This window comes from Cupriavidus sp. 05N40, from assembly GCF_056397305.1.
The window spans coordinates 42,310-69,102 of record NZ_JBFTND010000049.1 but is presented as its reverse complement, the minus strand read 5'-3'; the positions used below and the strand labels follow the sequence as shown (position 1 = coordinate 69,102).

The following is a 26,793-nucleotide window of genomic DNA, read 5'->3' as shown; positions in this document are numbered from 1 at the left end:
GCAAGAGAGCTCCGCATGACCGGAGCTCTCTTGCTTTCGCCGCCGGATCACCAGCCGGTCGCCGGTCTTGCAGCCGAGAGCCTTTCCGCTGTCGGGCGAATTCGCTGCACAGACCGGGAAATGCCGCGGCGGCCGGGGGAGGCGACCAGCCAGGCGTTTCCATCATGCATGTGACGTCAGGATAATAAAGAGTGATGCCAGGTAAAACGCGATCCGGGAAATTCATGCGGAATCCACGTTCATCCTGCAGCTCTGGCTAATATCCTTTCCGAACAGCGGCCAATCATTTTCCGGCTGCATTCCTGGTTCAATTGCCCGCATCGCGCCCGCAGGGCAATGCGGATGCCATTCCTCGCCCGGACCCGCCATTTCCGGCATTTCCGGCGGTACGCCCGGACGACTCCCGCATGGCAGGCCGGTGCGACAGCCAATCTCCGTGGCCGGCAGCCGCGCGCGGGAATAACTCAAATTCGGTATTTATCAATCCAATCCAATGTGAGTGGGTCGGTCGTCGTACTGTTTTTTCCATTGTCTGAAATTCAAATGCTAAAGAAGCTAAAGAATTCAAGGTCCATGCCGACAAGTTGAGACAAGCCTGGGCATGATGGGTAATCGCAGCCTCCACAAGGCGATTATCGGAGCTGTGCCTGGGCCCGTATTGACCCGCAACACGCGTTGCAAAAGGCCGGCGGCCGCGGGCAACGGCGGCCGGCCGCCGAAGTATCCCGAACCGGAGACGGGCGCTCCCGCGGACCGTTTCCGACCAGTCTGGTTCAGGCGGGCAAGGGTCAGAGCGATTGATCCTTTCCGATATTTGAGAGGCATGAGAATGGTTCCGGTACTCGGACTTGGAAGCGCACTCAACACCAGTTCGATACGTCACGAACTGGGCCGGTCGCTTGGCGCTTCCTTGGGCGCGGCGCAAGCCTGCCTGCGCACGAGGGTATCGGCGCTCCGGGCCGCGGCGCGGCAAGTGCGCCGATACCCCTTGGGCGGAAGACATGACCTGCGTGTGATATGGCCGTTCCTGCCGATCATGCTGATCCTGGTGCTGCTCTCCGGTTTCAGCGTGGACATGCTGTCCGCCGCGCGCGCCTATGTCGGCGGAGAGAGCTTGTGGAGCAAGGGGCAGAAAGCAGCCGTGATGCACCTGATGCGGTACGCCGACAGCCATGACGAGGCGGAATTCCGCGCCTACGAACGCGCGATCGCGGTACCGCTTGGCGACCGGCAGGCCAGGCTCGAATTTGCCAGCGATCGGCTTGACTACGACAAGGCCGCGGCCGGGCTGCTTGCCGGGGGCAATCACGTCGACGATATTTCCGGCATGATCCGGCTCATGCGCCATTTCGGGCGATTGCCGGCGATCGATCGCGCGCTTGCGATCTGGGGCCGCGCCGACAATGAAGTGCTGGCCCTGCGCGATCTCGCGGATCAGTTGCATGCCAGCGTGCGGGCCGAGGCGGCCGAGGCGGCAGATAAGGGTGAGATCAGGCTGCTCCTGCAACGCATAGGGGAAACGGACGACCGGCTCACGCCGCTGGAGGCGGCCTTCTCCTATTCGCTTGGCGAGATCTCGCGGCAGGTGCGCAATCTGCTGATGCCGGGCATCGGCATCGCGGCGATCCYCCTCATGCTTCCCGGCATCCTGATGGCGAACCGCTCCGTGCGCAAGGAACTGCTGCTGCGCGAAGCACTGGCGCGTAGCGAAGAGCGCCTGGCACTGGYGATCAGCGGCAGCAACGACGGGCTGTGGGACTGGGACCTGCGCAGCGATGCGCTTTATTTCTCGGCGCGCTGCGCGCAGATGCTCGGCTATGAGGAGCATGAGCTGCCAAGATTGCTCGGCACGGTACGCGCGCATTGCCATCCCGACGATCTTGCCTGCGTCGAGTCGCAGATGCGCCGGCATCTGCGCGAAGGCATTCCCTATGACTGCTCGTTCAGGCTGCGCAACAGGGCCGGTGGCTACCTGTGGGTGCGCTCGCGCGGGCGCATGGTGCGCGACGCCGCCGGTCACGCCCGGCGGATGGCGGGCTCGCTTACCGATATCAGCGATCAGAAACGAGCCGAAGCACAACTGCTCGCCGAGAAGGAACGGGCACAGGTTACCCTCCAGGCGATCGGGGATGCCGTCATCACGGTCGACGTGCACGGCCATGTCGACGCATTGAATCCGGCGGCGGAACTGCTGACCGGGTGGCACAGCGCGGACGCGAAAGGCAGGCCGCTGCATGTGGTCTGTCCGCTGAGCGATGAGGCCAGCCGGAGTCCGTTGACAGGATTGGGGGCCGCCGTGCTGCAGAAGACGTGGCCGCGGTTCTCCACGTTGCTGCTGGAGCGGCCCGAGCGCGCCCCGATCGCGGTCAAGCTGTCGGTGGCGCTGATCCATCATGCCGACCGGACCTGCACTGGCGCCGTGCTGGTGCTGCACGATGTCAGCAGCGAGCGGGCCGACGCCGCGCGCCTGTCCCACGAGGCCAGTCACGATGCATTGACCGGGCTGGTCAACCGCATCGAGTTCGAACGCCGCCTGGCCGAAGCAATGCGGCGCGTTCGCAGCGAAGACTGCACGCATACCCTGATGTACCTCGACCTGGACCAGTTCAAGGTAGTCAACGACACTTGCGGCCATGCCGCCGGAGACGAACTGATCCGGCAGCTCGCGGTCGTCATGCGCGCCACGTTGCGGGAATCGGATACCCTGGCGCGGCTGGGCGGCGACGAGTTCGGCGTGCTGCTCGATGGCTGCCATGTCGACAATGGCGAGCGCGTGGCCGAAGCCATGCGCGAGGCGATTGCACGTTTTCGCTTCGTGCATCGCCAGCGCACTTTCGCCGTGAGCGCGAGCATCGGCATGATCAGCCTGGATCGCGACATGTCCCAGGTGGCCGAGGCGCTCAGCGCCGCCGATGCCGCCTGTTACCTGGCCAAGGAGCGGGGGCGCAACCGCGTCCAGGTATATCGCCAGCGTGACGAGGCCGTGCGCGCGCTGCACGGCGAGATGGAATGGGTGAGCCGGATCCACACCGGCCTGGAAGCCGGCCGCTTCTGCCTGCACGCTCAGGAGATCGCGCCCTTGCAGGCCGGCGGCGCACAGGGCCGGCATGTCGAACTGCTCTTGCGCATGCTCGATGACGCCGGGCAACTGGTTCCGCCCATGGCATTCATTCCTGCCTGCGAACGCTACAACCTCATGCCCGCGCTGGATCGCTGGGTGATCGAAGCCGGGTTTGCCGCGCTGGCGGGCTGCCTTGGTGACCGGCCGGGCGATATCGCGGTATGCGGGATCAACCTGTCCGGAGCGTCCCTGGGCGACCAGCTCCTGCCTGCCTATATCGCCGAGCGCGCGGCGCGCCACGGCATTCCCCTGCGGCACGTCTGTTTCGAGATCACGGAGACGGCGGCCATCGGCAACCTGGCGCAGGCCRCCACCTTCATCGAGCAACTGCAGGACAAGGGGTGCAGCTTTGCCCTCGACGATTTCGGCGCCGGCATGTCGTCCTTCGCCTATCTCAAGCACCTGCCGACGGAGTACATCAAGATCGATGGCGGCTTTGTCAACGAGATGTTCGGCGATCCGGTCAATCTGGTGGTGATCGAGGCAATTCAGCGCATCGCCAATGYCATGGGCAAGAAGACCATCGCCGAATGGGTGGACAGCGATGCGAAGCTCGCAAAGCTGCGCGCCCTTGGCGTGGACTATGCACAGGGCTTCGGCGTGGCCAGGCCCGGGCATTTCGCTGGCCCGCGCGAGGCCGCGCAGGCTGGCTAGTCAGTCGCCTCCGGTCGCTTCCGGTCGCATCCGCACGGCAGCGCGCCGGCGCAAGGGTGTCGCTGCTAGGATGCGAGCGTCCACTTGGCCTTGCCGTTGAGCTTGGCCAGGTTGAGGGCCTTGTCGGCGGCCGTGAGCGCGCCCATGACGTCGGTGCCATGCTCCGGAATGAGTGCGACCCCGACGCTGACGCCGATCCTCACCGAAACATTGGGCGCCAGCGTGAAGGGGGCGGGCACTTCGCTGATCAGCCGGTCGGCGAACAAGGCGACGCCGGCTTCGTCGCGGGCGCGCACGATGACGACGAATTCGTCCCCGCCGATGCGAAAGACCATGTCGTCCGGACCTTTCAGCGCATCGAGCCACTTGCCTAGCGTCACCAGCAGCTGGTCGCCGGCCTCATGTCCGTGCCGGTCGTTGACGGGCTTGAAGCCGTCCAGGTCCATGTACAGGACCGCCGTCTTTCCTTCGTCGATCTGGTCCGCCTTGTACAAATGCGCGGACGCGTGAACCAGTCCCGCTCGGTTCGGCAGGCCGGTCAGGGCGTCATGGCGCGCGCGATGGTCGTTTTCCCGCTCCGCCTTCATCGTCGATACCAGCAGCCGGTTCAGGTGGAAGGCTGCGATGCTCATGGCAACGAGATAGAACGGGATCTGCACGAGCGTCAGGCGCAGCACGGTCTCGTCCGAAAGCAGGGCGGCGATGCAGCAGGGCCCGAGGGACAGCAGGATCATGATCGCGACCAGCCGCGGCGCGCCAAAATTGCGGAAGCAGATGCCGCCCACCATGGCGGCCGCGGACAGGCAGGAAAGCGTTGCCGCCACCCAGTCCGAGCTGAGGATGCTGATGAACGCACCGTAGCCCACGCTCGCGCCCCACAGCACGGCGAGGATCACGTAGACATCGGTGAAGGTATGGCGGCCCGCCGCCGAAGCGCGGTGCGCCGCGACCAGGAGGYACAGGCGCGTGCCGCAGAGCAGGATCTCGATGACGACCCACGCAAGGAAGGCCGTGCTGGGGTCCCGCCAGGCGATCGCCATGGCGACGGCGATGGTGTTGAGCACGCCGCCGGCGAAGATGGGCAGGGTGCCGAACAGGCTTCCGATCAGCTTTACGCGAATGTCTTCGGGAACGTTCGGGCCGGGGTCGCACAACCACGTTGTAGAACGCCAGCGTGGCAGGCTGAAAGCCGCTGTTTTCATGTCCCTCCATTCCCGTGAATGCCGCGCTTGGATTCGCCGGTTCGCGTTGCACGAATCGGAAAGGCTGGATTCTATCGGATTCATCGCGGCAAGGGCACAGAAGGCGACTTGGCAGGTTGCGCATCCGATTCCCCCTAAGGAGGGGTGTCGGGTGGCGGCACGGCCGGTCCGCACGGGGGCGCCCGGCACGTGGAGGCGGCGGGATCGGACTCGAACGGGCCGCAAAGCGAATCTTCCCCCACGGATTGTCGTGAACCGCGCTTGCATGCCGATACGAGAAAGCGGTGCTTCGGGGCCGGCCATTGCGCCATTGCCGTCTATGCTTTAGCTCATCTCAGTTTGTCGCGCCCCGATACGGATGCTCGTGCGGGACCGGAAGGAGGCCAGGGGATGAACGCGCAAACCAGACGGGCGAAAGCCTTGGGCCAGATAGTTTTGGCCATCTGCGGGGGCGGCCTGTGCATGCCGGCATCGAACGCGCAACAAGCGCAACCCGCCGGCCCGGTCGTGCATGCCGATCCGGCGGTGATCGTGGAAACACTGAAAGCCGTTGCAGGCGATCCCCCAAAGGCACGCGCCAGCTTTGCCAAAGGCCAGTGCGTGCGCGGCACCTATGCCCCGTCGCCGCAGGCCGCCCAGGTCACCCGGTCACTGAGCTTCACGCGGGCGTCGCCCGTCATTGGCCGGTTCTCGCTTGGCGGCGGCAACCCGAACGTGGCGGACACCAACAAGCTGGTGCTGCGTGGCTTCGCGTTCAAGCTGGGTGAGGCCGGCCATACATCGGACATCCTGGTGGAGAACGCGCCGGTGCACTTCGCGAAAACGCTCGACCAGATGCTCGCCTTCCTCAGGGCGCGCGTTCCGGGGCCGGACGGCAAGCCGGATCCGGAGAAGGTCAAGGCATTCTCCGCCGCCAATCCGGAAACGCTGAACCAGGCCAGCTTCGTCGCCGCCAGACCGCTTCCCGCCAGCTTCGCGGGAACGACCTACTGGGGCGTCCATGCGTTTCCCGCCACCAATGCCAGGGCGGAAGTGCGCTTCATCAAGTTCAAGGTCGTTCCGCCCGGCGGGGACGTGACGCTGTCGGACGAGCAGGCCAAGGACAAGCCGGCGGATTTCCTCTACCGGGATCTCGAGGCGCGGATCGCCGCGGGTGGCTTCAGGTTCGACGTGCTGGCCTTGCTGGGCCGTCCCGGGGATCCGACCATGGATGCGACCATGCGATGGCCGGACGAGGATAGCCGCGAATCGGTACGGCTGGGCACGATCACGATCAATGCGATCGAGAACAACGCACCGTGCGACGAAACCATCTTCAACCCGAGCAATCTTGCCGACGGCATCGGGCGCCCGCCCGATGAAATCTTCGCGGCCCGCCAGGCTGCCTATGCCATCTCGCTGGCACGCAGACGGGCGCAGGCGCAGCAGTGAGCGCACCGGATCCGGCCGCCACAGCCTCAGCCACCGCCTCAGGCGGCTACGGCCGTCAGGCCACCGCTTCGATGGCCGCCACCGCCCGCTCGGCCGCCGGCGACAGCGTACGCTGCGCCAGCCGCACGATGGCGAAGCGCAGGCCGTTCGCCGGAATCTCCTGCGTATCGAGCTGGGCCAGCGTGCCGGCTTCCAGTTCGGCGCGCAGGGCGCGCGTCGGCGCCAGCAGCACCACGTCGGAATGGYTGGTCAGGTGTGTCAGCGCACGGAAATCGTTGCTTTCGACCTGCAGTGGCAGGTCCTCGCCGGGTTTGCAGCGCAGCAGCCGGCGCAGGCGCTCATGCGTTTCCGCCGGGAACAGCACGGATACCAGGGCCACCTGGCGCAATTGCGCGGGCGTGACCGGCGTGCCGCAGAGCGGGTGGCCGGCACGCACGAAATAGCCCGCCGGCTCCGGCCGCAGGGGCTTCATCTCCAGCTCCGCCACCACGGGGATGGTACTTTGCTCCACCACCAGGAAATCCAGCTTTTCCGCATTCAGGCCCGCCAGCAGCGCCGCGGCATGATTGACCTCGGTCGCGATGCGCAGCTTCGGCCAGTCGCGATGCAGGGCGCACAGCATGTCGGGCAGCAGGATCGCCGCCGGGAACGGGCCCAGTCCGAGCCGCACGCTGCCCATCTCATGCTGTTGCACCAGGGCCAGGTCGCGCTCCAGGCAGTGCGTCTCGAACAGGATGCGCCGCGCTCTTTCCGTCACCATCCTGCCGGTCGTGGTCAGTGTCGCGCCGCGCGCGCCCCGGTCGAACAGGGCCACGCCTGCCTCGTCTTCCAGGGCCTGGATGCTGCGCGTGAGCGCCGGCTGGCTCAGGTGGACGCGGCGGGCGGCGCCGGCCAGCGATCCTTCCTCGGCCACTGCGATCAGGTGTTCAAGCCGCTTGAGGTTCAAGGTATGCGCTCAATGCATCGATGGGATACGTATTTTGCAATTGAATTATATGTGTGGGAAGGCTCAAATAAGCGTCTCGCTGTACCCTCCGAGGCTTTCCATCCATGATGCTCGTTGCCCGCCCCCTTGCGCTCGCCCTTGCCGCCGCGTCTGCCGCGTGGTTTGCCACCCACCCGGGCGCCGCGCGTGCCGCCGGACCTGCCACCCCCCTGACGGCCAGCGCCAATGCGGCGTGGCAGCAGGCGCTGCCGTTCAATGACCGCCAGGATTTCGAAGATGCCCGCCGCGGCCTGGTGGCGCGCTTTCCCGAACGCGTCATCCGCGCCGCGGATGGCCGCGTGGTATGGGACTTCGATGCCTACGCCTTCGAGCAGGGCGCGGCGCCGCCCACGGTGAACCCGAGCCTGTGGCGGCTGGCGCAGGTCAACAACGAAGCCGGCCTGTTCAAGGTCACCGACCGCCTGTACCAGGTGCGCGGCGCCGATATCTCCAATATGGACATCGTCGAGGGCGACACCGGCCTGATCGTGATCGATCCCTTGCTGAGCGCCGAGACGGCGCGGGCCGCCCTGGACCTGTACTACGCCAACCGGCCGCGCAAGCCGGTAGTCGCGGTCATCTACACGCACAGCCACGCCGATCACTTCGGCGGGGCCAAGGGCATTGTCAGCGAAGACGACGTGAAACGCGGCAAGGTCGCTGTCCTGGCGCCGGCCGGTTTCATGGAAGAGGCCGTCAGCGAAAACGTGCTGGCGGGCAATGCCATGGGCCGGCGCGCACAGTACATGTACGGTACCCAGTTGCCGCAGAGCGCCACCGGCCTKGTCGATGTCGGCCTGGGCAAGGCGACCGCGCGCGGCACCATTACGCTGCTCGCGCCCACCGACCTCATCGGCAAGAGCATCGATACGCGGCGTATCGACGGCATCGACATCGAATTCCAGCTCACGCCCGGCACCGAAGCGCCGGCGGAGATGAACCTGTACTTCCCGCAGCTGCGCACGCTGTGCATCGCCGAGAATGCCGTGCGCACACAGCACAACCTGCTGACGCTGCGCGGTGCCCAGGTGCGCGATGCCAAGGCCTGGTCGTATTACATCGGGCAGTCCCTGCAGCGCTACGGCGAGCGCACCGACATCCTGATCGGCCAGCATCACTGGCCGACCTGGGGGCGCGGGCAGATCGTCGAGATGCTGTCGGACCAGCGCGACATGTACGCCTACCTGAATGACCAGACGCTGCGCCTGATGAACCAGGGCCTGACGCCGCTGGACATTGCCGAGACCCTGAAGAAGCTCCCCGAGCCGCTGGGCAGCAAATGGTACGCGCGCGATTACTATGGCTCGGTCAGTCACAACGTGCGCGCCGTCTACCAACGTTATCTCGGCTTCTACGACGGCAACCCGGCGCACCTGAACCCCCTGCCGCCGGTGCAGGCCGCCAGGAAGACCATCGAATGGATGGGGGGCGCCGAAGCGGTGCTCGCCAGGGCCCGCGAGGCCTATGCCCGCGGCGAATACCGCTGGGTGGCGCAGATCGGCAACGAGCTGGTGTTCGCCGATCCCGACAACGCCGCCGCCCGCGCGCTGCAGGCCGATGCGCTCGAGCAACTCGGTTATCAGAGCGAGAACGCCACCTGGCGCAACGTCTATCTGACGGGCGCGCAGGAACTGCGCGATGGCGTCGACAAGAAATTCTCCGGCGGGCTGGGGTCGCCCGACCTGATCCGTGCGCTGACGGTGCCGAATTTCTTCGACTTTCTCGCCGCGCGCCTGAATGCCGACAAGRCCGCCGGCAGGCAGATGACGCTGAACTGGAATTTCACCGATCTGCAGCAGCGCTATGCAATGACCTTGCGCAACAGCGCCCTGACTTACCTTGCCGACACGCAGGCGGCGCAGYCCACCGCGACCATCACACTGGAAAAATCCACGCTCGACAAGATCAGCCTCAAGCAACTGAGYGTGGCCGATGCGGTGCAGGGCGGCGCGATCCGCATCAGCGGGGACCCGCGCGCCGTCACGTCGCTGTTCGGCATGCTGGACAGCTTCGATCCGCGCTTCAATATCGTCACGCCGCAGCCGCTGCGCTGAGGCGGCAGCGGCCTGTACCGGCCCTCCTGTCAGCCACGCGGCAGGGAGGCCGCCGGCAGCCTATCCGTGCCGCCTCTCCGGATACAACGCTTCGAGCCGCGCGCGCACCGCGGAGATGTGGTCGCCCGCATTGGCCACGGCTTCCTGCAGTTCGGCCGACGTGCAGTTGAGCGCCATGCACCAGTACTGCACTTCGACGCCGTCCATGGTGTTCACGCGGCCCGGGTCCAGGGGCCTGAAGTCCTTCAGATCGTGGCTCATGCGCATCTCCGGGCGGTTGCAGGCCTCGTCGGAGGACTGTCGCGCATTGCATTGTAGTCGGCCCGATACGGTCCGCCGCACCGAAATTCGCAGGCGGCTCGCGTGGTCCTTTAGCCGCCCGAGGGTTCGGTGCGCCCGGCTTGGTCAGGCAGGGCCAGCGATTGCGGCAGTTCGCGCACGGTGGCGCGGCACGCGAAATAGTAGAGCGCCGCGGGCACGATGAGGCCGATGATCCATGAGATATCGACGCCGCCGAGCGTGTCCACCAGCGCGCCGGTATAGAAGCCCGTGGCGATGAACGGCAGTTGCACCAGCACGCCGAGCGCGTAGACCGCGATGCCGGTCAGGTTCCAGCGGCCGTAGCGCCCGTCGGGATCGAACAGGGCGGGTATGTCGTAGCGCTCGCGGGTGACGAAATAGTAGTCGACCAGGTTGATGGCGCTCCACGGCGTGAAGAAAGCCAGCAGGAACAGCAGGAAGGCCGAGAACTCCTTGAGAAAGGCGCGCTCGCCGGCCAGCGCCAGCACCGCGGACAGGCCGGCCATCAGCAAGATGAAGAACAGCCGCGTGCGGCCCGCGATGGTGCGCCTTCCGGTGAAGCCGGTGAGGATGGCGGCGACGGACATGACGCTGCCGTAGGCATTGAGGGTGGTGATGGTGAGTTTGCCCAGCGCAATGGTGAGATAGAGCAGGGCGGCCACCGCGCCGGTGGCGCCGAGGCCGACGATAAAGGCCACTTCATGGCCGGCGAAGCGGTCGCCGGCCAGCGCGGCGGCGAAGACCCCGAACACCATGGCGATCTGCGCGCCTGCCACGGAGCCGATGCCCACCGCCAGGAACGTCTTGAGCGCGGAGGTGGAGCGCGGCAGGTAGCGTGAATAGTCCGCCACGTAGGGGCCGTAGGCGATCTGCCACGAGGCCGACAGGGACACGGCCAGCAGGAACGACGCTACCGTGAAGTGCCGCCGCTGCAGCAGCGCGCCGATGTCGTGTCCGTGCAGCAAGCTGGCGAACAGGTACAGGAAGGCCAGTACGCCGACCACGCTGGCGATGCGGCCCATGGCATGGATGGTGCGATAGCCCAGCGTGGCCAGCAGCACGACCATGGCCGCGAACACCAGGATGGCGCTGCCGTTGCCGATATGCAGCAACTGGCCCAGGGCCTGGCCGGCCAGCACCATGCCGCTGGCGGAGAAGCCTATGTACATCACGCACACCAGCACCAGCGGGATGACGGCGCCGTACACGCCGAACTGCACGCGGCTGGAGATCATCTGCGGCAGGCCGAGCTGCGGGCCCTGCGCGCCATGCAGCGCCATCACCGCACCACCGAGGAGCTGGCCGGCGAACAGCCCGATCAGCGACCAGAACACGTCGCCCCCGAGCACTACCGCCAGCGCGCCGGTGACCACCGCCGTGACCTGCAGGTTGGCGCCGAGCCACAGCGTGAACTGGCTCGACAGGCTGCCGTGCCGCTCGGCGTCGGGGATGAAGTCGATCGAGCGGCGTTCGACCAGCGTGGGCGCGGGTGCGGCGCCGGGGCGATGCGCCTTGTCATCGGTTGTCATGTCTGTCTCCTGCATCGGGGTGCGCCGCCGTGCGGCAGTGCCGCCGGCGGTCGAATCATGGATTGGCAGCCTGGCGGCGTTGCTCAGGCAAAGGCCGCGCGCGCGATCACGGTGCGCTGGATTTCGGAAGAGCCTTCATAGATGCGCAGGATGCGTGCGTCGCGCACCAGGCGCTCCAGCGGCATCTCGCGCGTGAAGCCGTAGCCGCCGTGGATCTGCAGCGCGGTGTCGGTGACGAAGCCCACCGTCTCGGACGCATAGAGCTTGGCCATGGAGGCATGGTCCGTGAAGGGCTGGCCCGCGCCGCGCCGCACGGCCGCCTGCAGTGTCAGCAGCCAGGCGGCCTCGAGGCGCGTGCGCATGTCGGCGAACATCCATTGCAGGCCTTGCTTGCGCGAGAGCGGCTCGCCGCCCACGTGGCGCTGCCTGGCCCAGCCGGTGGCGGCCTCGAGCGCGGCTTCGGCGATGCCGAGGCTGGTGGYGGCCACGTCCAGGCGACTGTTGTCGAGCACCTTCATGGCGGTGCGAAAGCCGCTGCCTTCGGCGCCGAGGCGGTTGGCGGCGGGCACGAAGCAGTCGAGCGCCACCTCGTGCGCGGGGGCGCCGCGGATGCCCATCAGCTTTTCCGCCGGGGCCACGTCCACGCCCTCTGTGTGCCGGTCGACCACGAAGGCACTGATGCCGCGCGTGCCGGCATCGGGATCGGTCTTGGCGTAGACCACGATAAAGTCCGCCGCGTTGGCGTTGGAGATGAAGTGCTTCACGCCGCGCAGCCGGTAGCCGTTGCCTTCGGGCGTGGCGCGCGTGGCCATGTCGGCAGGGTTGGAGCCGGCGCGCGGCTCGGTCAGCGCGAAGGCGCCGAGCCTGGTGCCGGCGGCGGCGTCCGGCAGGTAGCGCGCGCGCAGGTCGTCGTCGCCGCCGATCAGGATCGAGTCGGTGGACAGGTAGTGCGCGCCGATCATCGACGAGGTGGAGGCGCAGGCCTTGGCGATTTCCACCAGCGAGAGGATCAGCGCCACGGGCGAGGCATCGATGCCGCCCCAGCGCTGCGGCAGGTTCATGCCCATCACGCCGAGTTCGGCGAGCTGGGGCACGTAGCGCGTGGACGGGATTTCGTCGCGGTCCACCTCCGCGGCCCTGGGTGCGAGTTCAATGCGGGCGAAACGCCCGATGGCGTCGGCCATTTCGATGTCGGCCGGCTGTACGCCCAGTCGTTCATGCATGTTGATTCTCCAGTTTGGTTCAGGCGTGCGCGGGGGTGACTGCATCCGGTCCGAATGCGCCGCTGGCACGCAGGGCGCGGGCATCCCCGGCGGTGATGCCGAGCGTGCGCAGGATGGCGTCGGTGTGCTGGCCGAGCGCGGGCGCGCGGCATGCGCGGTTGGCGGCCTGGCCAGAGAACTTCACCGGCTGGGTAGGCACGCGGGCCGCGCCGCCTTGCGCGTCCCGCACCTCGCTGAGCAGGCCGCGATGTCCGGCATGCTCGCTTTCGAGCGCCTGCTTGACGTTGCGGATCGGCGCGACGGGGATGCCCGCGGCGCCAAGGGTGTCATTGACCTGCGCCACCGTGCGGGTGGCGGACCAGTGCTCGATGCACGCGCGCAGATCGGCTTCATGGCTGCAGCGCGTGTGGTCGTCGGCGAAGCGCGGGTCGCTCGCCAGCGCGGGCTGGCCGATGGCGCCGGCCAGCGCGTGGAACAGCTTGTTGTTCAGCACCGCCACCACGTAGAAGCCGTCCGCGGCACGGTAGGCGCCGAACGGCGCGGACGACGGATGGCGGTTGCCCACGCGGCGCGGCGCCAGGCCGGTGGCGGCATAGCGGGCGACCAGCGTGGCGCTCAGGCTGAGCGTGGCGTCGAACATCGAGACATCCACGTGCGTGCCCTGGCCGGTCTTGTGGCGCGCCAGCAGGGCGGCCAGGATGCCCCAGGAGGCGAACAGCCCGCTCACCACGTCGGAGACCGCCTCGCCCAGCACGGTGGGCGGGCCGTCCGGCGACCCGGTGGCGTCCATCAGGCCGCACAGGGCCTGCAGGATGATGTCGTAGGCGGGGCGGTGCGATTCGGGGCCGGTCTGGCCGAAGCCCGAGACGCTGGCATACACCAGCGCCGGATTGAGCGCCTGCAGCGCCGCGTAGCCGATGCCCAGCTTGTCCGCCACGCCCGGGCGGAAATTCTCCACCACCACGTCGGCCTGCGCGCACAGCGAGCGTGCCAGCGCGAGTCCGGCCTCGGCCTTGAGGTCGATGACGATGCTCTGCTTGTTGCGGTTCATGGCGGAGAACAGGCCGCTCTCGCCGCCAGCGAAGGGGCCGACGGCGCGATAGTCGTCGCCGCCGGGTGGTTCGATCTTGATCACTTCGGCGCCGAGATCGGCGAGCAGCGCCGTGCAGTAAGGCCCGGCCAGCACACGGGAGAAGTCGATCACGCGGATGCCGGCCAGCATGCCGGCGGGATTCGGGTCGGGATGGGTCATTGCTTGCGCCTCCAGGTCTTGTCTCGAACGCTGTCTCGAACGCTTGTCGCGACGCTTGTGCGCCGGCGTCGCCGCGCGGACCGCGTTCCTGTGACCTGGATTCTGTGCATCGATGGCTATCAAGTAAAATATGGAAATCAACTAGTACCTATACGATTTCCTGATGCGTATCTCCCTGCGCCTGTTGCGCTACTTCGCCGCGGCCGCCGATACCGGCAGCACGACGGCCGCGGCGCGGCAGCTCAATGTGTCGCAGCCTTCGATCTCGGTCGCCATCCGGGAGCTGGAAACGCTGTTCGAGGCAGCGCTGTTCGCGCGCGATGCGGGATCGAAGATGACGCTGACCCGCTTCGGGGTGCAGAAGCTGGCCGAAGCCAGGGAGATCCTGCGCGCGGCTTCCGCGTTCGAGGCCGGCAAGAGCGGCGACGGCGCCGCGGGCGAGGTGCAGATCGGCGTGTTCAGCACGCTGGCGCCGGTGTACCTGCCCTTGCTGCTGCGCATCGCACGGGAGCGTTATCCGAACCTGACGGTGCGCTTTGTCGAGGGCGACCTGGCGCAGCTCGAAGACTGGCTGCACAGCGGCCATATCGAGTTCGCGCTGACCTACGATGTGGGGCTGCCCATCGAGATCGAGCGTGAATGCCTGGCCGAACTGCGGCCGTACGGGCTGGTGCCGGCCGGATCCAGGCTCGCCCGGGGGCGCGGCGGCGTATCGCTGCACGCGCTGGCGCAGGAGGCGCTGATCCTGATCGACCTGCCGCACAGCCGCGAATTCCTGATGGCGCCGTTCTGGCAATTCGGGCTGCAGCCCGAGGTCCGCTACCGCGCGACGTCGCTGGAGCTGGCGCGCAGCATGGTGGCCAACGGGCTGGGCGTGGCGTTGCTGATCACGCAGGCGCCGGCCGCGGCGCAGACCGTCGGCGTGGTGGAGCGGCCCATCCGCGAGGAAACCGTGCGCCAGCCGCTGGTGATCGCGCGCTCGGCGCGCGCATCGCGCAGCCCGGCTTCGGAGCTGCTGGCCGGCTGCGCGCGCGAGGCGGTGGGCGAGGCGATGGCGGCGCAGGCCGCGCGCCGGGGGCGCACGCGTGCAACGGCATGACGCAGATCGCCACGCGGAGAGCCGCGGGCGGTCTGGTGCGGCTTTCGCGGTCAGGCGCGAAAGGTCTTGAACCTCAGTTCCCGAACGGGATCGTCAGTTCCGTCCCGTTCGTGTCCACCATGAAGATACGCTTCATGGCGCCCCTGCCATTCGCTTGGTGGATGCGGGATCAGGCTCCTGCCTGCGAGCGGCGCAGCCATTCGTCGAGACCGATATGGCCGAGGCGCGCCTCGCCTAGCGGCACGAGCGAAAACTCCTCGACCAGGCCGCCGAAATATCGGGCCTCGGGGTCACGCGCCACCTCACGCGGGTCGCCGACGGCCTTCAGGTAACGAGCGACGATTTCGTTGAACGGCGCGCGTTCCGGACCCGCGATCTCGACGGTGCCGCCCTTCGGCGCCGCGAGCGCCACATCGGCAACGATGGCGGCAACGTCGTCCGCCGCGATGGGCTGGAACAGGCCGGGCGAAATCCTGACGACGTTTCCATCCGCGCCCGAAGCGGCGATGCCGCCGAGGAATTCCAGGAACTGGGTCGAGCGGATGACGGTGTAGGGGATGCCGGAGGCTTCCACCAGTTTCTCCTGGGCGACCTTGGCGCGGAAATAGCCATTGTCGGGCGTCCGTTCGATCCCGACGATGGATAGCGCGACATGGTGCCCGACGCCCGCCGCGGCCTCCGCCGCGGCAAGGTTGCGGCCGGAGGTCTCGAAGAATTCCAGCACCGCCTTGTCTTCAAAAGAGGGCGAATTGGCGAGGTCGATCACGACCTGCATTCCGGCGAGGGCCTCCTTGAGCCCCTCGCCGGTGATGGTGTTGACACCGCTTTTGGGAGATGCGGCGACGACCTCGTGGCCGCCCTGGCGCAGGATGGCGACGGTCTTCGAGCCGATCAGGCCGGTACCGCCGATGACGATGATCTTCATGGTTCACTCTCCCATAACTGGGTTCGAATGGAGGCGAGGAAAAAATCGGATGCTCAAGTGGGTTAGCACGCGCCAACAAGAAAGTCAACGACAGGGACGTCAGGGTGACGGCGACCAGCCACGGCCTGGGTAACCCGGCGCGCGTACGGGGCGTTTGACAATAGTCAACCAGTCGTCTATCTTTCGCCCATCCACCTTTATCACCGAATTCGACATGCCCAGGCCCGCCAACCCCGAGATCCGCAACCGCCTGCTGACCGACGGCGGCCGTGTTGTCCACGAGCTGGGCTTCAACGGGGCCGGGGTGCAGGACATCGTGGCTGCCGCGGATGTCCCCAAGGGGTCCTTCTACAGCTACTTCGACAGCAAGGAAACCTTTGCCGCCGAAGTGCTCGAGGCCTATTGGGAGTCAATCGAACAACGCCATGGCAAAGTGATGTACGACGCTCGCATCAAGCCGCTGGAGCGCATCGAGACGCTGTTCGCATTGCTGGTGGACGATCATGCCGCGCAAGAATTCAGGCTTGGGTGCATGGTAGGTAATCTTTCCCTTGAGCTTTCCAATTCCAGTGTCGAAGTCCGGGGTGCCCTGGAGCGGATCCTGGCGCGCTGGGAAGGTATGGTTGTTGCCTGCCTCGATGAGGCGAAGACGCGCCGGGAGCTTGCTGCGGATCATGATTCCGCGCAGCTCGCGGCCATCATCGTCGAGGCCTGGGAGGGCGCGGTGCTGCGCAGCAAGGTCGAGCGCAATGGCGAGGCCTGCCGACGTTTTCAGCAGGTCACCCTCAAGCGGCTGCTGGGCTGATTTTTTTACCTTTTTAAATAGACGACTGGTCGTGTATTAATTTTGCCGGATTCGAACCGGCTTACCATGAGAGGTACTTTCCCATGTGCAATCACCACACCCGGTATGCGGATCCCGTTGACCCGGCTCTGCCGAAGGCCGGCCTCACCCTCGATCTATCGCGCACTGCGCTCGTGGTCATCGACCCGCAGATCGACTTCATGAGTCCGGAAGGCCGTAGCTGGGGCGTTGTCGGAGAAAGCGTGACGGAGCAAAACCTGGTCYCCAACCTTATCCGTCTGTTCCAGGGCGCGAAGCAGGCCGGCATCACCGTTGCCATTTCTCCCCACTATTACTATCCGCACGATCACACGTGGAAAGTGCAGGGTCCCGCGGAGCGGTTCCAGCATGCCGTCGGCATGTTTGACCGCCCTGGCGCGCTGACGGTGGACGGATTCCGCGACTCGGGTGCGGATTTCATGCCGGAGCTCAAGCCCTACATCGAGGACGGCAAGACGATTATCTGCTCAACGCACAAGCTCTACGGCCCGCAGACAAACGACCTCGTTCTGCAGTTGCGCAAGCAGCGGGTCGACCAGGTGATCCTCGCTGGCATGGCCGCCAATCTCTGCGTCGAATCCCATTTGCGGGATCTGCTGGAGCAGGGCTTCGAAGTTGCGGTGGTGCGCGATGCGGTGGCCGGTCCGAAGGTGCCGGAGGGCGACGGCTATCACGCGGCCCTGGTCAATTTCCGCTATCTCGCGAACGCGCTCTGGGATACCGAAGAAACCGTGCGACGGCTGGCGGGAAGCGTGGACATCGCGGCGTAGTCCCGGCGATGCCCGCGCAAGTCTGCATCCCGAAAGCGCCGGCAACGAGCGACGCAGATCCGCTATTGCGGTGAGTCGCTCCCTCCGTGATGCGCGCCGTTGGCGCAGGGTTCGGCGCCTTCGCATCGGTATCCGCATCATTGCTTTGTGTTGATGCGGATAAAGATGGGGGTGTGGGAATTAAAGATCCGTTTTAGCGGGGGTCGTGTTTTGATTTTTGCCAACAAATCGATATTTGTTGGCAATGTGTGAGCGGAAGATTCAAAGCGGCAAAGCACGAAAAAAAGCCACCGCAAGGCACTGCGATGGCTGAAAGCTCCCGTTTCAGGTGGAGCGTCGATATGCGCGTGCGGCTCAGAAGCGGTGGCGGATGCCGGCGACGACGCCGGTCTGGTTCTTGCCGGGGATCACGCTGGTGGGCGCGCCGGTCGCCGGGTTGAGGCCGTTCAGGCCGAGTCCCGAGCCATTCCTGTTGCGTGCGTAGCCCGCGTTGATGTACACGTCGGTGCGCCTGGAGAAGGCATAGTCGGCGGAGGCGGCAAACATCATGGGGTCTGCGTTGCTGTTCCTGAAGTCCGTGTAATAGGCCGCGCCCGAGAGCGAGAGCGCGGGCGTTGCCTTGTAGCGCAAGCCGACCCAGTAGAGGTTGGAGCGGACGTCGCCACTGACGTCCCCGTTCAGCCAGCGATAGCCGATGTAAGGCGTCACCGGGCCGAATGCATAGCTGGCGCCGGCCGCCACGCGGCGGTCCTTGCGGTTGCGGGCGGCGACGGAGGTGCCCTGGTATTCGTCGTAGACCAGGCCGCCGGCAAATGCTTCGTTTTCGTAGTAAAGACTGGCGCCGAAGCTGCGGTCCACCTTGCTGTCGCCGGGGATCTCGCCGGTGCCGGTCCGGCCGAAGCTATACAGCGCGGCTACCGTGAGGCCGGCGAAGCTGTGGCGGTACTTGATGGCGTTGTCCGCCCGTCCCGCCAGCACGGCGTCGCTGCGGAACAGTGAATAGCGCGGCGCGAAGCCCATCGGGTCGAGCCGGATGGTGGTGTCGTACAAGGGCGTGGTTTGCCGCCCGAGGGTGATTTGCCCGAAGTCGCCGGCAAGGCCGACGAATGCGCCGCGATCGAACAGCCGGTTGYCGCTCTGGGCGCCCTCGTCGAGGTTGAAGCCGCTTTCCAGGTCGAAGACCGCCTTCAGGCCGCGGCCCAGGTCTTCCGTCCCGCGCATGCCCCAGCGCGAAGTGGACATATTGCCGGACGACAGCCGGTACACGTTGCCGCTGCCGCTCGCGGCGGGCGCGTTGGAGAGGTACTCGACGCCCACGTCCGCCACGCCGTAGAGCGTGACGCTCGATTGCGCCGAGGCCGTAGCTGCGGTACCTGCCGTCACGGCAAGAAGGGCGGCCAGTTTGGTTGCGGAATATCTCGTCTTCCTCATTGTTATTCTCCAGCTGGTAATTATTAGAAATAGAAAGAACAAGAGCTGGAGTCTATTCAGGAAGTCATTACGATTGGATTGCGCTGTGATGACAACTATTTCTGTTTTTTAGTCAAATTCCTAAATGGCTTGGATTGGTGGCTGGAGCCCCGTGTTATGAGACTCCGGGCGGAATTGACGCCATTCCCTTTGTTTTACGGATCGCATGGATTGGCGGCGGAATTGTTGGTGGAGAAAATGGTGGAAAATATTGATGAGAATAATCCGAGAAAATCCGAGTAATTCGATATGAATATTTGGCGTTGCAGATGCATCCGGGGAGGGCTTGCGCTTCGACGCCGGCTATTTCGTGCCGTGATCCATTACCCGCTGCTACGCATGGGCGATCACGGCTCCGCGACGGTGAGCCGGTAGCGAGCCGCTGGCCTCCAGATGGCTTTGCCGGTCAGGCACCCCCCACCTCGCCGCCATTGACTCTGGTGTGGACGATAATTAACATGTTGCCGGATTATTCTTAGCGGCGGATGCCGGGCTTTGCCTTGCGTGCGCCACCATCGGAGCGTGCATGGTTCGCAAGCTGTTGGTACCGGGCGCAGCGCCGGATATGGGGTTGCTGGTGAAGGCGCGTCCGCAGGCGGCAACCGCGATGTCAGGGACCCTTCGCCATCGATGGAATATTTTCCCCGTCCCGCCCGTTTACCGTAGGGGCAGGGTGCGTGCCGGGCGCGTGCCGGCCGCATTCGGGTGGACTATGCTGAATAGGTTTCTGCCCGTGGAAACAGGGTCCGCGCCGACGCTGGAGAATCGCCATGCAATACCGCCTGCCAAGATGGATGGCCGCGTCAGCGGTCGCGATCGCGCTAAGTGCCTGCGCGTTTCTGGACCCCGTCCAGACTGCGCAGAAAATGATCGGCAACCCGCAGACTTCCGTGCGCGAGACCTTTGGCGCGCCCACCGAGACTTATCAGCTCGCCGGCGGCACCAGCCGCTGGATCTATTCGAAACAGCCTCTCGGGCATGAGGTCTATGCGGCGGATTTCGATGCCGGCGGCAATCTCGCCAGTTTCCGCCAGATGCTGACCGAAAAAGAGATCTACGAGGCGCGGCCAGGCGTCTGGACCAAGCGTGACGTGGCCGAGCGCTTCGGCCTGCCACGTGAGCCCGTCCAGTACTACCCCCTCATGAAGCGCGAGGCATGGTCCTACCGGCTCTACGCCAGTGGCTACCTGCCGGCCCATTTCAGCGCTTATTTTGACGACAGCGGCGTGCTGGACCGCACCATGATCATCGTCGACCCGCTTGGCGGCGACCGCAGCCGCAGCAAGTGATCCAGGCCGGCTGACCGCGATTCCGGCATTCGGCACGGGGCGCGATGCCCCGGCTGCCTGGCGCGCCGCGCTGCACGTCCTCCGCGTGCCGACGCGTGCCGGCGTTGCGGGGACAAAGTGGAAACCTGGCCCGCTCGCTTTATTCGGGGAACGTCCCCGGCAACCCGGCCCCTGTCCGCATCCAGAGGGAACGCCGGGCGCCTTTCCCTGTCTATGTTGAGCATCCGCGTTACAATGTTGCCTTGCACCATTGGTGCGCGGCTCGCCCAAGGCGAGCTGCCGCGCCACCCGGACCGCTTTCGTACCGCCCCCAATCCATGCGATCCCTGCTGCTCCTGCTCACCGTCCTGTGCCTGTCTCTGTTGTCCTTCGGGGCAACGGCGAACGTGCGCGCGGTTGGCGCGCAGCCCGAGGCGGTACGGATGGAACTTCAGGATGCAGCGCTTTCCCGGACGCTCGACGAACTGGAAGACAGCGCCGACCTGGGCCGCGTGATCGCGCCGGGCGACGATGGCCTCACAGCCGAGTCGGAGCCTGATGCGGTGGCGCAGGAGGATCCTCCGGGCTACTGCGAGATCTGGTCCGCCGACCTGCTCGATCCGCTCGACCTGCTCGACGAGATCGAGGAATCCAGCGCGCTGTTCGCGCTGCCCAACGTACGCGTTTCGCTGCCACCCAGCGAGATCGCGCATCGGTTCCCCGCGCCCACGGCCCCGCTGCCGGCGGCGTTCTTCAAGCCTCCGATTTCCCTGATCTGACAGCCCTGGCAATCCTGGCGCGCTGCTGGCGCGCCCGGTATGCATTCCCATTGCCTGGGCGCCCGGGCCCGCTCGCGTTCGCGATCGCGGGCTGACCACCGGCGCGTGCTGCCTGCGCGCGGGTGGCGGGCGCGCAGCCGTTTTGCCTGCCCCCCTTTGTCATGCAGATCAAACRGATCACTATGTATTCCATGGTGGCGCTGCTGTCGCTCGGAGCCTTGCCGGCCCTGGCGGCGCAGACGTTCACCTTGCCGCAACTGCTGTCCTTGTCGCAGTCCACCAACAAGGGCGTCGAGGCGGCCCAGGCCGGCGTCGATGCCGCCAGCGCCGCGGTGACCAGCGCGCGCGCCTACCCCAATCCACAGGTGGAAGTGCTGTACGGACGCCTGTCGCCGCGCACGTCCGGCGTCGCCGGCGGCGCCGCGCCGACGGTGTCCGTCACCCAGAAGCTGGACTACCCGCAGCAGCGCAAACTGCGCGCGGACATTGCCGGGCGCAGCCTCGAGGCCACCGAAGCAGGCCGCCAGGCGTTCAAGGCCGAGCTGGCGGCACGGGTCAAGACCGCCTATTTCGAGGTGCTGCGCCGGGAGACCGAGCAGGCCGCGGCACGGGACGACCTGACGCTGATGCGGCAGATCCATGACCGCGCACGCGTGCGCGTGGAGGTGGGCGAGGCCCCGCGCTACGAACTGATCAAGGCCGAGACCGAGCTGCTGAGCACGCAGAAGACGCTGCAGAGCGCCCAGCTGCGCGTCAACCAGGCCAAGGCAACGCTGCGCCAGCAGGTCGGCGGCGCCATGCCGGCGGACTATTCGCTCGCCGGCAGTCTGGGCCAGCAAGCGCCGCTGYCGGCCCTGCCGGTGTTGCGCGACACGCTCAACGGCACCAACGCCGAGCTCGGCCAGCGCCGTATCGAGGCGGACCGCGCCAACCTGGCGGTGGACTACCAGCGGTCGCTGCGCCTGCCCGAGCTGGCGCTGCGCGCCAGCGCCGAGCGGCAGCCCGACAACACCGTCACCCAGGTCGGCCTGACCCTGACCATCCCGCTGTGGGACCGCCGCAAGGGCCCCGTGGGCGAGGCCACGGCGCACGCCATCCAGGCGCGCACCGCGCTGGAGCTGCGCGAGTTCGAGCTGATGCAAGAGCTGGAAACCGCCTACCGCCAGTACGAGATCACGCAGTCGCAGGTCGGCGCGCTGGAAGGCGGCATCGTGCGCCAGGCGGAGTCCGCCCTGGCGGTGGCCGAGTCGGCCTACCGCTTCGGCGAGCGCGGCATCCTCGATTACCTCGATGCCCAGCGCGTGCTGCGCGGCGCGCGCAGCGACCTGATCGCGGCCCAGTACGAACTGCAGACCGCCACCATCCAGATCGAGAAGCTGCTGTCGAGCGTGCCCGGCGAGCCCGCGGCGCCGATGGCTCCCGCGGCTCCCGCGGCTCCTGCGGTTTCTCCTGCTCCCACGGCACCTACGGAAAACAACTAAGCATGCGTCCCCATTTCCTTCTTTCCCTGACGGCAACCGCAGCCCTGCTGTTTTCCCTGGCCGGCTGCTCCGACGATCCCGCACCCGCCGCCGAGGCGCCCAGGCAGCCGCCGGGCGTGGTCAAGCCCGAAGCCAGCCTGCAACAGACCCTGAAGGTGGCGCCGGTTGCCACCAGTGCCTTCAGCGAGGTGCTGCGCGTGGCTGGCCGCATCGATTTCGACGAACAGCGCGTGGCGCGCATCGGCGCCAGCGTGACCGGGCGCGTGACCGACCTCTACGGCATCCTTGGCCAGGAGGTCAAGGCGGGCCAGGTGCTGGCGCGCCTGCACAGCAGCGAGCTGGGTGCGGCGCAGATGGCCTTCCTCAAGGCCGAGGCGCAGACCGAACTGCAGGCCCGCAATGCCGAACGCGCGCGCCAGCTGTTCGCCGCCGACGTGATCGGGCGCGGCGAGCTGCAGCGGCGCGAGAGCGAGCTGGCGATTTCCTCGGCCGAGATGCGCGCCTACCGCGACCAGCTGCGCGTGCTCGGCATGTCGGCCGCGGCCGTGGCGCAACTGGCCAGGAGCGGCAGCATCGACTCCTATTCGCCGGTGTTCTCCAGCATCAGCGGCACGGTGGTGGAGCGCAACGTGGCSCAGGGCCAGGTGGTGCAGCCGGCCGATGCGCTCTATACCGTGGCAGACCTGTCGCGCGTGTGGGTGGTGGCGGAGGTGCCCGAGCAGCAGGCCGCGCTGGTGGCCGAAGGCCAGAGCGTGAACATCGAGGTGCCGTCGCTTGGCAACGGCGCCGGCCAGAAGCAGATCACCGGCAAGCTGATCTACGTGGGCCGCACGGTGAACCCGCAGACGCGCACGGTGCTGGTGCGCACCGAGCTGGAGAACCGCGAAGGGCGCCTCAAGCCCGCCATGCTGGCCAGCATGCTGATCAACAGCGCGCCCAGCGAGCAACTGGTAATCCCCGAATCGGCCATCGTGCGCGATGGCAACGACGAGCAGGTCTACGTGGAACAGGCCGCCGGCCTGTATCGCGTGGCCAAGGTCAAGCTGGGCGCGGAGAGCGACGGCATGCGTGTGGTGCTCAGCGGCGTGAAGGCGGGCGAGCGCATCGTGGTCGACGGCGCCTTCCATCTCGACAACGAGCGCAAGCGCCTGGAACAGGGGTAAGCAGCCATGATGAAATCCCTTGTGGAAGCCGCCATCAAGCAGCGGCTGGTGGTGTGCGTGCTGGCGGTGGTGCTGTTCTTCTTCGGCCTGCGCGCGGCGACCAAATTGTCGGTTGATGCCTTCCCCGACGTGACCAACGTGCAGGTGCAGATCGCCACCGAGGCCACCGGCCGTTCGCCGGAGGAAGTGGAGCGCTTCGTCACCGTGCCGATCGAAATGGCCATGACCGGCCTGCCCGGACTGGAGGAAATGCGCTCGCTCAACAAGGCGGGCCTGTCCCTGATCACGCTGGTCTTCACGGATGCGACGGATGTGTACTTCGCGCGCCAGCTGGTGATGGAACGCCTGATCGAAGTGGCCGGCCGTATGCCCGAAGGGGTGACGCCGGTGCTGGGGCCGGTCTCCACCGGCCTGGGCGAGGTCTACCAGTACACGCTGGACCGCGCCGACGACGGCGCCCGCGCGCTCACCACGGAGGAACTCTCCGAGCGCCGCATCGCCCAGGACTGGGTGGTGCGTCCGCTGCTGCGCTCCATCCCCGGCGTGGCCGAGATCAACTCGCAGGGCGGCTTCGTCAAGCAGTACCAGGTGCTGGTCAACCCGGACCGCATGCGGCATCAACAGATCACGCTGCAGCAGGTCTACCAGTCTCTCGCACGCAACAACGCCAACTCCGGCGGCGGCGTGCTGCCGCACTATGCCGAGCAATACCTGATCCGCGGCGTGGGSCTGGCCCRSGGCGTGGACGAYATCGGCAGCATCGTGCTCAAGGAGGTGGCGGGCACGCCGGTCTACGTGCGCGACGTGGCCGACGTGACCATCGGCCACGAAGTGCGGCAGGGCGCGCTGGTCAAGAACGGCGAGACCGAATCCGTGGGCGGCATCGTGATGATGATGCGCGGCGGCAACGCCAAGGAAGTGGTGAGCCGCGTCAAGGCGCGCGTGGCCGAGATCAACGAGCGCGGCATGCTGCCCGGCAAGCTGCAGATCGTGCCGTACTACGACCGCAGCGAACTGGTGGACTCCGCGCTGTGGACCGTGACCAAGGTGCTGCTCGAAGGCGTGGTGCTGGTGGTGATCGTGCTGTTCCTGTTCCTGGGGGATGTGCGCTCGTCGGTGATCGTGCTGGCCACGCTGGTGCTCACGCCGCTGCTGACCTTCATCGTGATGAACCAGGTGGGTCTGTCGGCCAACCTGATGTCGCTCGGGGGGCTGGCCATCGCCATCGGCCTGATGGTGGACGGCTCGGTGGTGGTGGTGGAGAACGCCTTCGAGCGGCTCGGCCACAAGGAGTCCGGCCTGACCAAGACCGAGATCCTGGTCAAGGCGGTGCAGGAAGTGGCCACGCCGGTGATCGTGGGCGTGGGCATCATCATCCTGGTGTTCCTGCCGCTGATGACGCTCACCGGCATGGAAGGCAAGATGTTCGCGCCGCTGGCGTTCACCATCTCGATTGCGCTGGCGATCTCGCTGTTCCTGTCGTTGACGCTGTCGCCGGTGCTGTCGTCCTACCTGCTCAAGGGCGGCGCCGAGCATGACACGCGCCTGATCGCGTTCATGAAGCGCCACTACCTGCGCATGCTGCACTGGACGCTGGCCAATAGCCGCAAGACGGTGATCGGCGCGGTGCTGGCATTCGTGGCGACCATCGGCATCGTGCCGCTGCTGGGCACCTCCTTCATCCCGGAGATGAAGGAAGGCTCGATCGTGCCGGCGCTGGACCGCGTGCCGAACATCTCGCTGGAAGAGTCGATCAAGCTGGAAATGGCGGCCAACAAGCTGGTGCTGTCGGTGCCGGGCGTGAAGTCGGTGGTGTCCGGCGTGGGCCGCGGCGAAAGCCCGGCCGACCCGCAGGGCCAGAACGAATCCACGCCCATCGCCAGCCTGAAGGATCGCGACGAGTGGCCCGACGGCTGGACCCAGGACGATATCGCCAACGGCATCCGCGAGAAGCTCAAGGCCATTCCCGGCGTGCAGATCGTGATGGCGCAGCCGATCTCCGACCGCGTCGACGAAATGGTCAGCGGCGTGCGCTCGGACGTGGCGGTGAAGGTGTTCGGCGATGACCTCGACAAGCTGCGCGACCTGGCAGGCGAGATCGCGCGCGTGGCCGGCGGCATCCCGGGCTCGCAGGACGTCCGCATCGAGCGCATTTCGGGGCAGCAGTACCTGTCGATCGAGATCGACCGCCAGGCCATTGCGCGCTATGGCCTGAACGTATCCGACATTCACGACATCATCGAGATCGCCATCGGCGGCAAGCGCGCCACGGATATCTTCGAAGGCGAGCGTCGCTTTGCCGCGGCGGTGCGCCTGCCCGAGGACTTCCGCGACAACGTGCAGGCCATCCGACAGTTGCTGGTGGCCACGCCCAACGGCGTGCAGGTGCCGCTGCAGAGCGTGGCGAAGATCGAAGTCACCGACGGCCCCGCGCAGATCAGCCGCGAGATGGCCAAGCGCCGCGTGGTGGTGATGATCAACGTGAAGGACCGTGACCTGGGCGGCTTTGTCGCCGAGTTGCAGCAGGCGGCGGACAGCAAGGTCAAGCTGCCGGAAGGCTACTATCTCGAGTGGGGCGGCCAGTTCCAGAACATGGAACGCGCCATGGGCCACCTGAAGATCATCGTGCCGGTCACCATCGCCGCGATCTTCTTCCTGCTGTTCCTGTTGTTCAACTCACTGCGCTTCGCCACGCTGATCATCACCGTGCTGCCGTTCGCCTCCATCGGCGGCATCATCGGCCTGTTCGTCACCGGCGAGTACCTGTCGGTGCCGGCCTCGGTGGGCTTTATCGCGCTATGGGGCATGGCGGTGCTCAACGGCGTGGTGCTGGTGTCGTACATCCGCACGCTGCGCGATTCTGGCCTGTCGCTGACCGAGGCGGTGGTGCAGGGCGCGACCCAGCGCTTCCGCCCGGTCATGATGACGGCCACCATCGCCATGCTCGGGCTGGTGCCGTTCCTGTTCTCCACGGGGCCGGGGTCGGAAGTGCAGCGCCCGCTGGCGGTGGTGGTGATCGGCGGGCTGATCACCTCGACCTTGCTGACGCTGGTGATGGTGCCTACGCTGTACCGGTGGTTCGACAACCGCAAGCCCGACCCTGGCAAGGACGTCCCGGTCTGAGGCTTGGCAGATCGAAGCAGTTGAGAAACGCCCCGTGCATCGCCTTGCACGGGGCGTTTTTTTTGGCATCTGCCTAATCTTGTCGGGGTCGTGTGACGCCTTTGGTCCTGCTTATCGAAC

The 26,793-nt window shown here is 66.4% G+C and carries 19 protein-coding genes; 11 read left to right on the top strand and 8 right to left on the bottom strand.

Annotated elements, in window-relative coordinates:
- Positions 1 to 1,012 precede the first annotated feature (1,012 nt).
- On the top strand, positions 1,013 to 3,775 hold the full coding sequence (locus tag AC1DO7_RS14140) for an EAL domain-containing protein (protein WP_477116252.1): 2,763 nt from the start codon (positions 1,013 to 1,015) through the stop codon (positions 3,773 to 3,775).
- A 65-nt stretch (positions 3,776 to 3,840) separates the two neighbouring features.
- On the opposite strand, the gene AC1DO7_RS14135 is transcribed toward AC1DO7_RS14140, so the two are convergent.
- Positions 3,841 to 4,977, bottom strand: a complete 1,137-nt coding sequence (locus tag AC1DO7_RS14135; RefSeq protein ID WP_477116251.1) for a GGDEF domain-containing protein — start codon at positions 4,975 to 4,977, stop codon at positions 3,841 to 3,843.
- Between the two features lie 261 nt (positions 4,978 to 5,238).
- On the opposite strand from AC1DO7_RS14135, the gene AC1DO7_RS14130 reads away from it, so the two are divergent.
- Positions 5,239 to 6,408 (top strand): catalase family peroxidase, encoded by a 1,170-nt coding sequence (locus AC1DO7_RS14130; RefSeq protein ID WP_441621140.1) that lies wholly within the window; start codon positions 5,239 to 5,241, stop codon positions 6,406 to 6,408.
- A gap of 55 nt (positions 6,409 to 6,463) precedes the next feature.
- Here the strand turns inward: AC1DO7_RS14130 and AC1DO7_RS14125 are convergent, their stop codons facing one another.
- Positions 6,464 to 7,354, bottom strand: a complete 891-nt coding sequence (locus tag AC1DO7_RS14125; RefSeq protein ID WP_477116250.1) for a LysR family transcriptional regulator — start codon at positions 7,352 to 7,354, stop codon at positions 6,464 to 6,466.
- Between the two features lie 107 nt (positions 7,355 to 7,461).
- Between AC1DO7_RS14125 and AC1DO7_RS14120 the strand changes: the two genes are divergently transcribed.
- The gene (locus tag AC1DO7_RS14120; protein ID WP_477116255.1) at positions 7,462 to 9,447 is read left to right on the top strand and encodes an alkyl/aryl-sulfatase; all 1,986 of its coding nucleotides are present in this window, start codon (positions 7,462 to 7,464) and stop codon (positions 9,445 to 9,447) included.
- Between the two features lie 60 nt (positions 9,448 to 9,507).
- On the opposite strand, the gene AC1DO7_RS14115 is transcribed toward AC1DO7_RS14120, so the two are convergent.
- The 4 genes from AC1DO7_RS14115 to AC1DO7_RS14100 all read right to left on the bottom strand — a co-directional run bounded on the left by AC1DO7_RS14115 (position 9,508) and on the right by AC1DO7_RS14100 (position 13,751).
- Complete coding sequence (locus tag AC1DO7_RS14115; RefSeq protein WP_441621136.1) at positions 9,508 to 9,708, bottom strand: DUF3606 domain-containing protein; 201 nt, start codon at positions 9,706 to 9,708, stop codon at positions 9,508 to 9,510.
- Between the two features lie 110 nt (positions 9,709 to 9,818).
- Positions 9,819 to 11,276 (bottom strand): purine-cytosine permease family protein, encoded by a 1,458-nt coding sequence (locus tag AC1DO7_RS14110; protein WP_441621134.1) that lies wholly within the window; start codon positions 11,274 to 11,276, stop codon positions 9,819 to 9,821.
- 83 nt (positions 11,277 to 11,359) lie between these two features.
- Complete coding sequence (locus AC1DO7_RS14105; protein WP_477116249.1) at positions 11,360 to 12,499, bottom strand: acyl-CoA dehydrogenase family protein; 1,140 nt, start codon at positions 12,497 to 12,499, stop codon at positions 11,360 to 11,362.
- 19 nt (positions 12,500 to 12,518) lie between these two features.
- Positions 12,519 to 13,751, bottom strand: coding sequence for a CaiB/BaiF CoA transferase family protein (locus AC1DO7_RS14100; protein WP_441621131.1), 1,233 nt, complete (start codon positions 13,749 to 13,751; stop codon positions 12,519 to 12,521).
- Between the two features lie 163 nt (positions 13,752 to 13,914).
- On the opposite strand from AC1DO7_RS14100, the gene AC1DO7_RS14095 reads away from it, so the two are divergent.
- Positions 13,915 to 14,850 carry a LysR substrate-binding domain-containing protein gene (locus tag AC1DO7_RS14095; RefSeq protein WP_441621129.1) on the top strand — a complete coding sequence of 312 codons (936 nt, stop codon included), beginning with the start codon at positions 13,915 to 13,917 and terminating at the stop codon, positions 14,848 to 14,850.
- A 169-nt stretch (positions 14,851 to 15,019) separates the two neighbouring features.
- Here the strand turns inward: AC1DO7_RS14095 and AC1DO7_RS14090 are convergent, their stop codons facing one another.
- Complete coding sequence (locus AC1DO7_RS14090) at positions 15,020 to 15,775, bottom strand: SDR family oxidoreductase (RefSeq protein ID WP_441621127.1); 756 nt, start codon at positions 15,773 to 15,775, stop codon at positions 15,020 to 15,022.
- Between the two features lie 214 nt (positions 15,776 to 15,989).
- On the opposite strand from AC1DO7_RS14090, the gene AC1DO7_RS14085 reads away from it, so the two are divergent.
- On the top strand, positions 15,990 to 16,580 hold the full coding sequence (locus AC1DO7_RS14085) for a TetR/AcrR family transcriptional regulator (protein ID WP_441621125.1): 591 nt from the start codon (positions 15,990 to 15,992) through the stop codon (positions 16,578 to 16,580).
- 83 nt (positions 16,581 to 16,663) lie between these two features.
- Entirely contained in the window at positions 16,664 to 17,389 is a 726-nt protein-coding gene (locus AC1DO7_RS14080) for a cysteine hydrolase family protein (RefSeq protein ID WP_477116248.1), read from the top strand.
- Positions 17,390 to 17,743: 354 nt separating this feature from the next.
- Here AC1DO7_RS14080 and AC1DO7_RS14075 read toward each other — a convergent pair whose 3' ends face one another.
- A complete protein-coding gene (locus tag AC1DO7_RS14075; protein WP_477116247.1) occupies positions 17,744 to 18,820 on the bottom strand; it encodes a porin in 1,077 nt (358 codons plus the stop codon).
- 809 nt (positions 18,821 to 19,629) lie between these two features.
- On the opposite strand from AC1DO7_RS14075, the gene AC1DO7_RS14070 reads away from it, so the two are divergent.
- The 5 genes from AC1DO7_RS14070 (at position 19,630) to AC1DO7_RS14050 (ending at position 26,673) form a co-directional block, all read left to right on the top strand.
- Positions 19,630 to 20,148, top strand: a complete 519-nt coding sequence (locus AC1DO7_RS14070) for a hypothetical protein (protein WP_441621119.1) — start codon at positions 19,630 to 19,632, stop codon at positions 20,146 to 20,148.
- Between the two features lie 317 nt (positions 20,149 to 20,465).
- Positions 20,466 to 20,906, top strand: a complete 441-nt coding sequence (locus tag AC1DO7_RS14065) for a cobalt-zinc-cadmium resistance protein (RefSeq protein ID WP_441621117.1) — start codon at positions 20,466 to 20,468, stop codon at positions 20,904 to 20,906.
- A 191-nt stretch (positions 20,907 to 21,097) separates the two neighbouring features.
- Positions 21,098 to 22,387 carry a TolC family protein gene (locus tag AC1DO7_RS14060; protein ID WP_477116254.1) on the top strand — a complete coding sequence of 430 codons (1,290 nt, stop codon included), beginning with the start codon at positions 21,098 to 21,100 and terminating at the stop codon, positions 22,385 to 22,387.
- 2 nt (positions 22,388 to 22,389) lie between these two features.
- Positions 22,390 to 23,550 carry an efflux RND transporter periplasmic adaptor subunit gene (locus tag AC1DO7_RS14055; protein WP_441621115.1) on the top strand — a complete coding sequence of 387 codons (1,161 nt, stop codon included), beginning with the start codon at positions 22,390 to 22,392 and terminating at the stop codon, positions 23,548 to 23,550.
- A 6-nt stretch (positions 23,551 to 23,556) separates the two neighbouring features.
- Positions 23,557 to 26,673 (top strand): efflux RND transporter permease subunit, encoded by a 3,117-nt coding sequence (locus AC1DO7_RS14050; RefSeq protein ID WP_477116246.1) that lies wholly within the window; start codon positions 23,557 to 23,559, stop codon positions 26,671 to 26,673.
- Positions 26,674 to 26,793 lie beyond the last annotated feature (120 nt).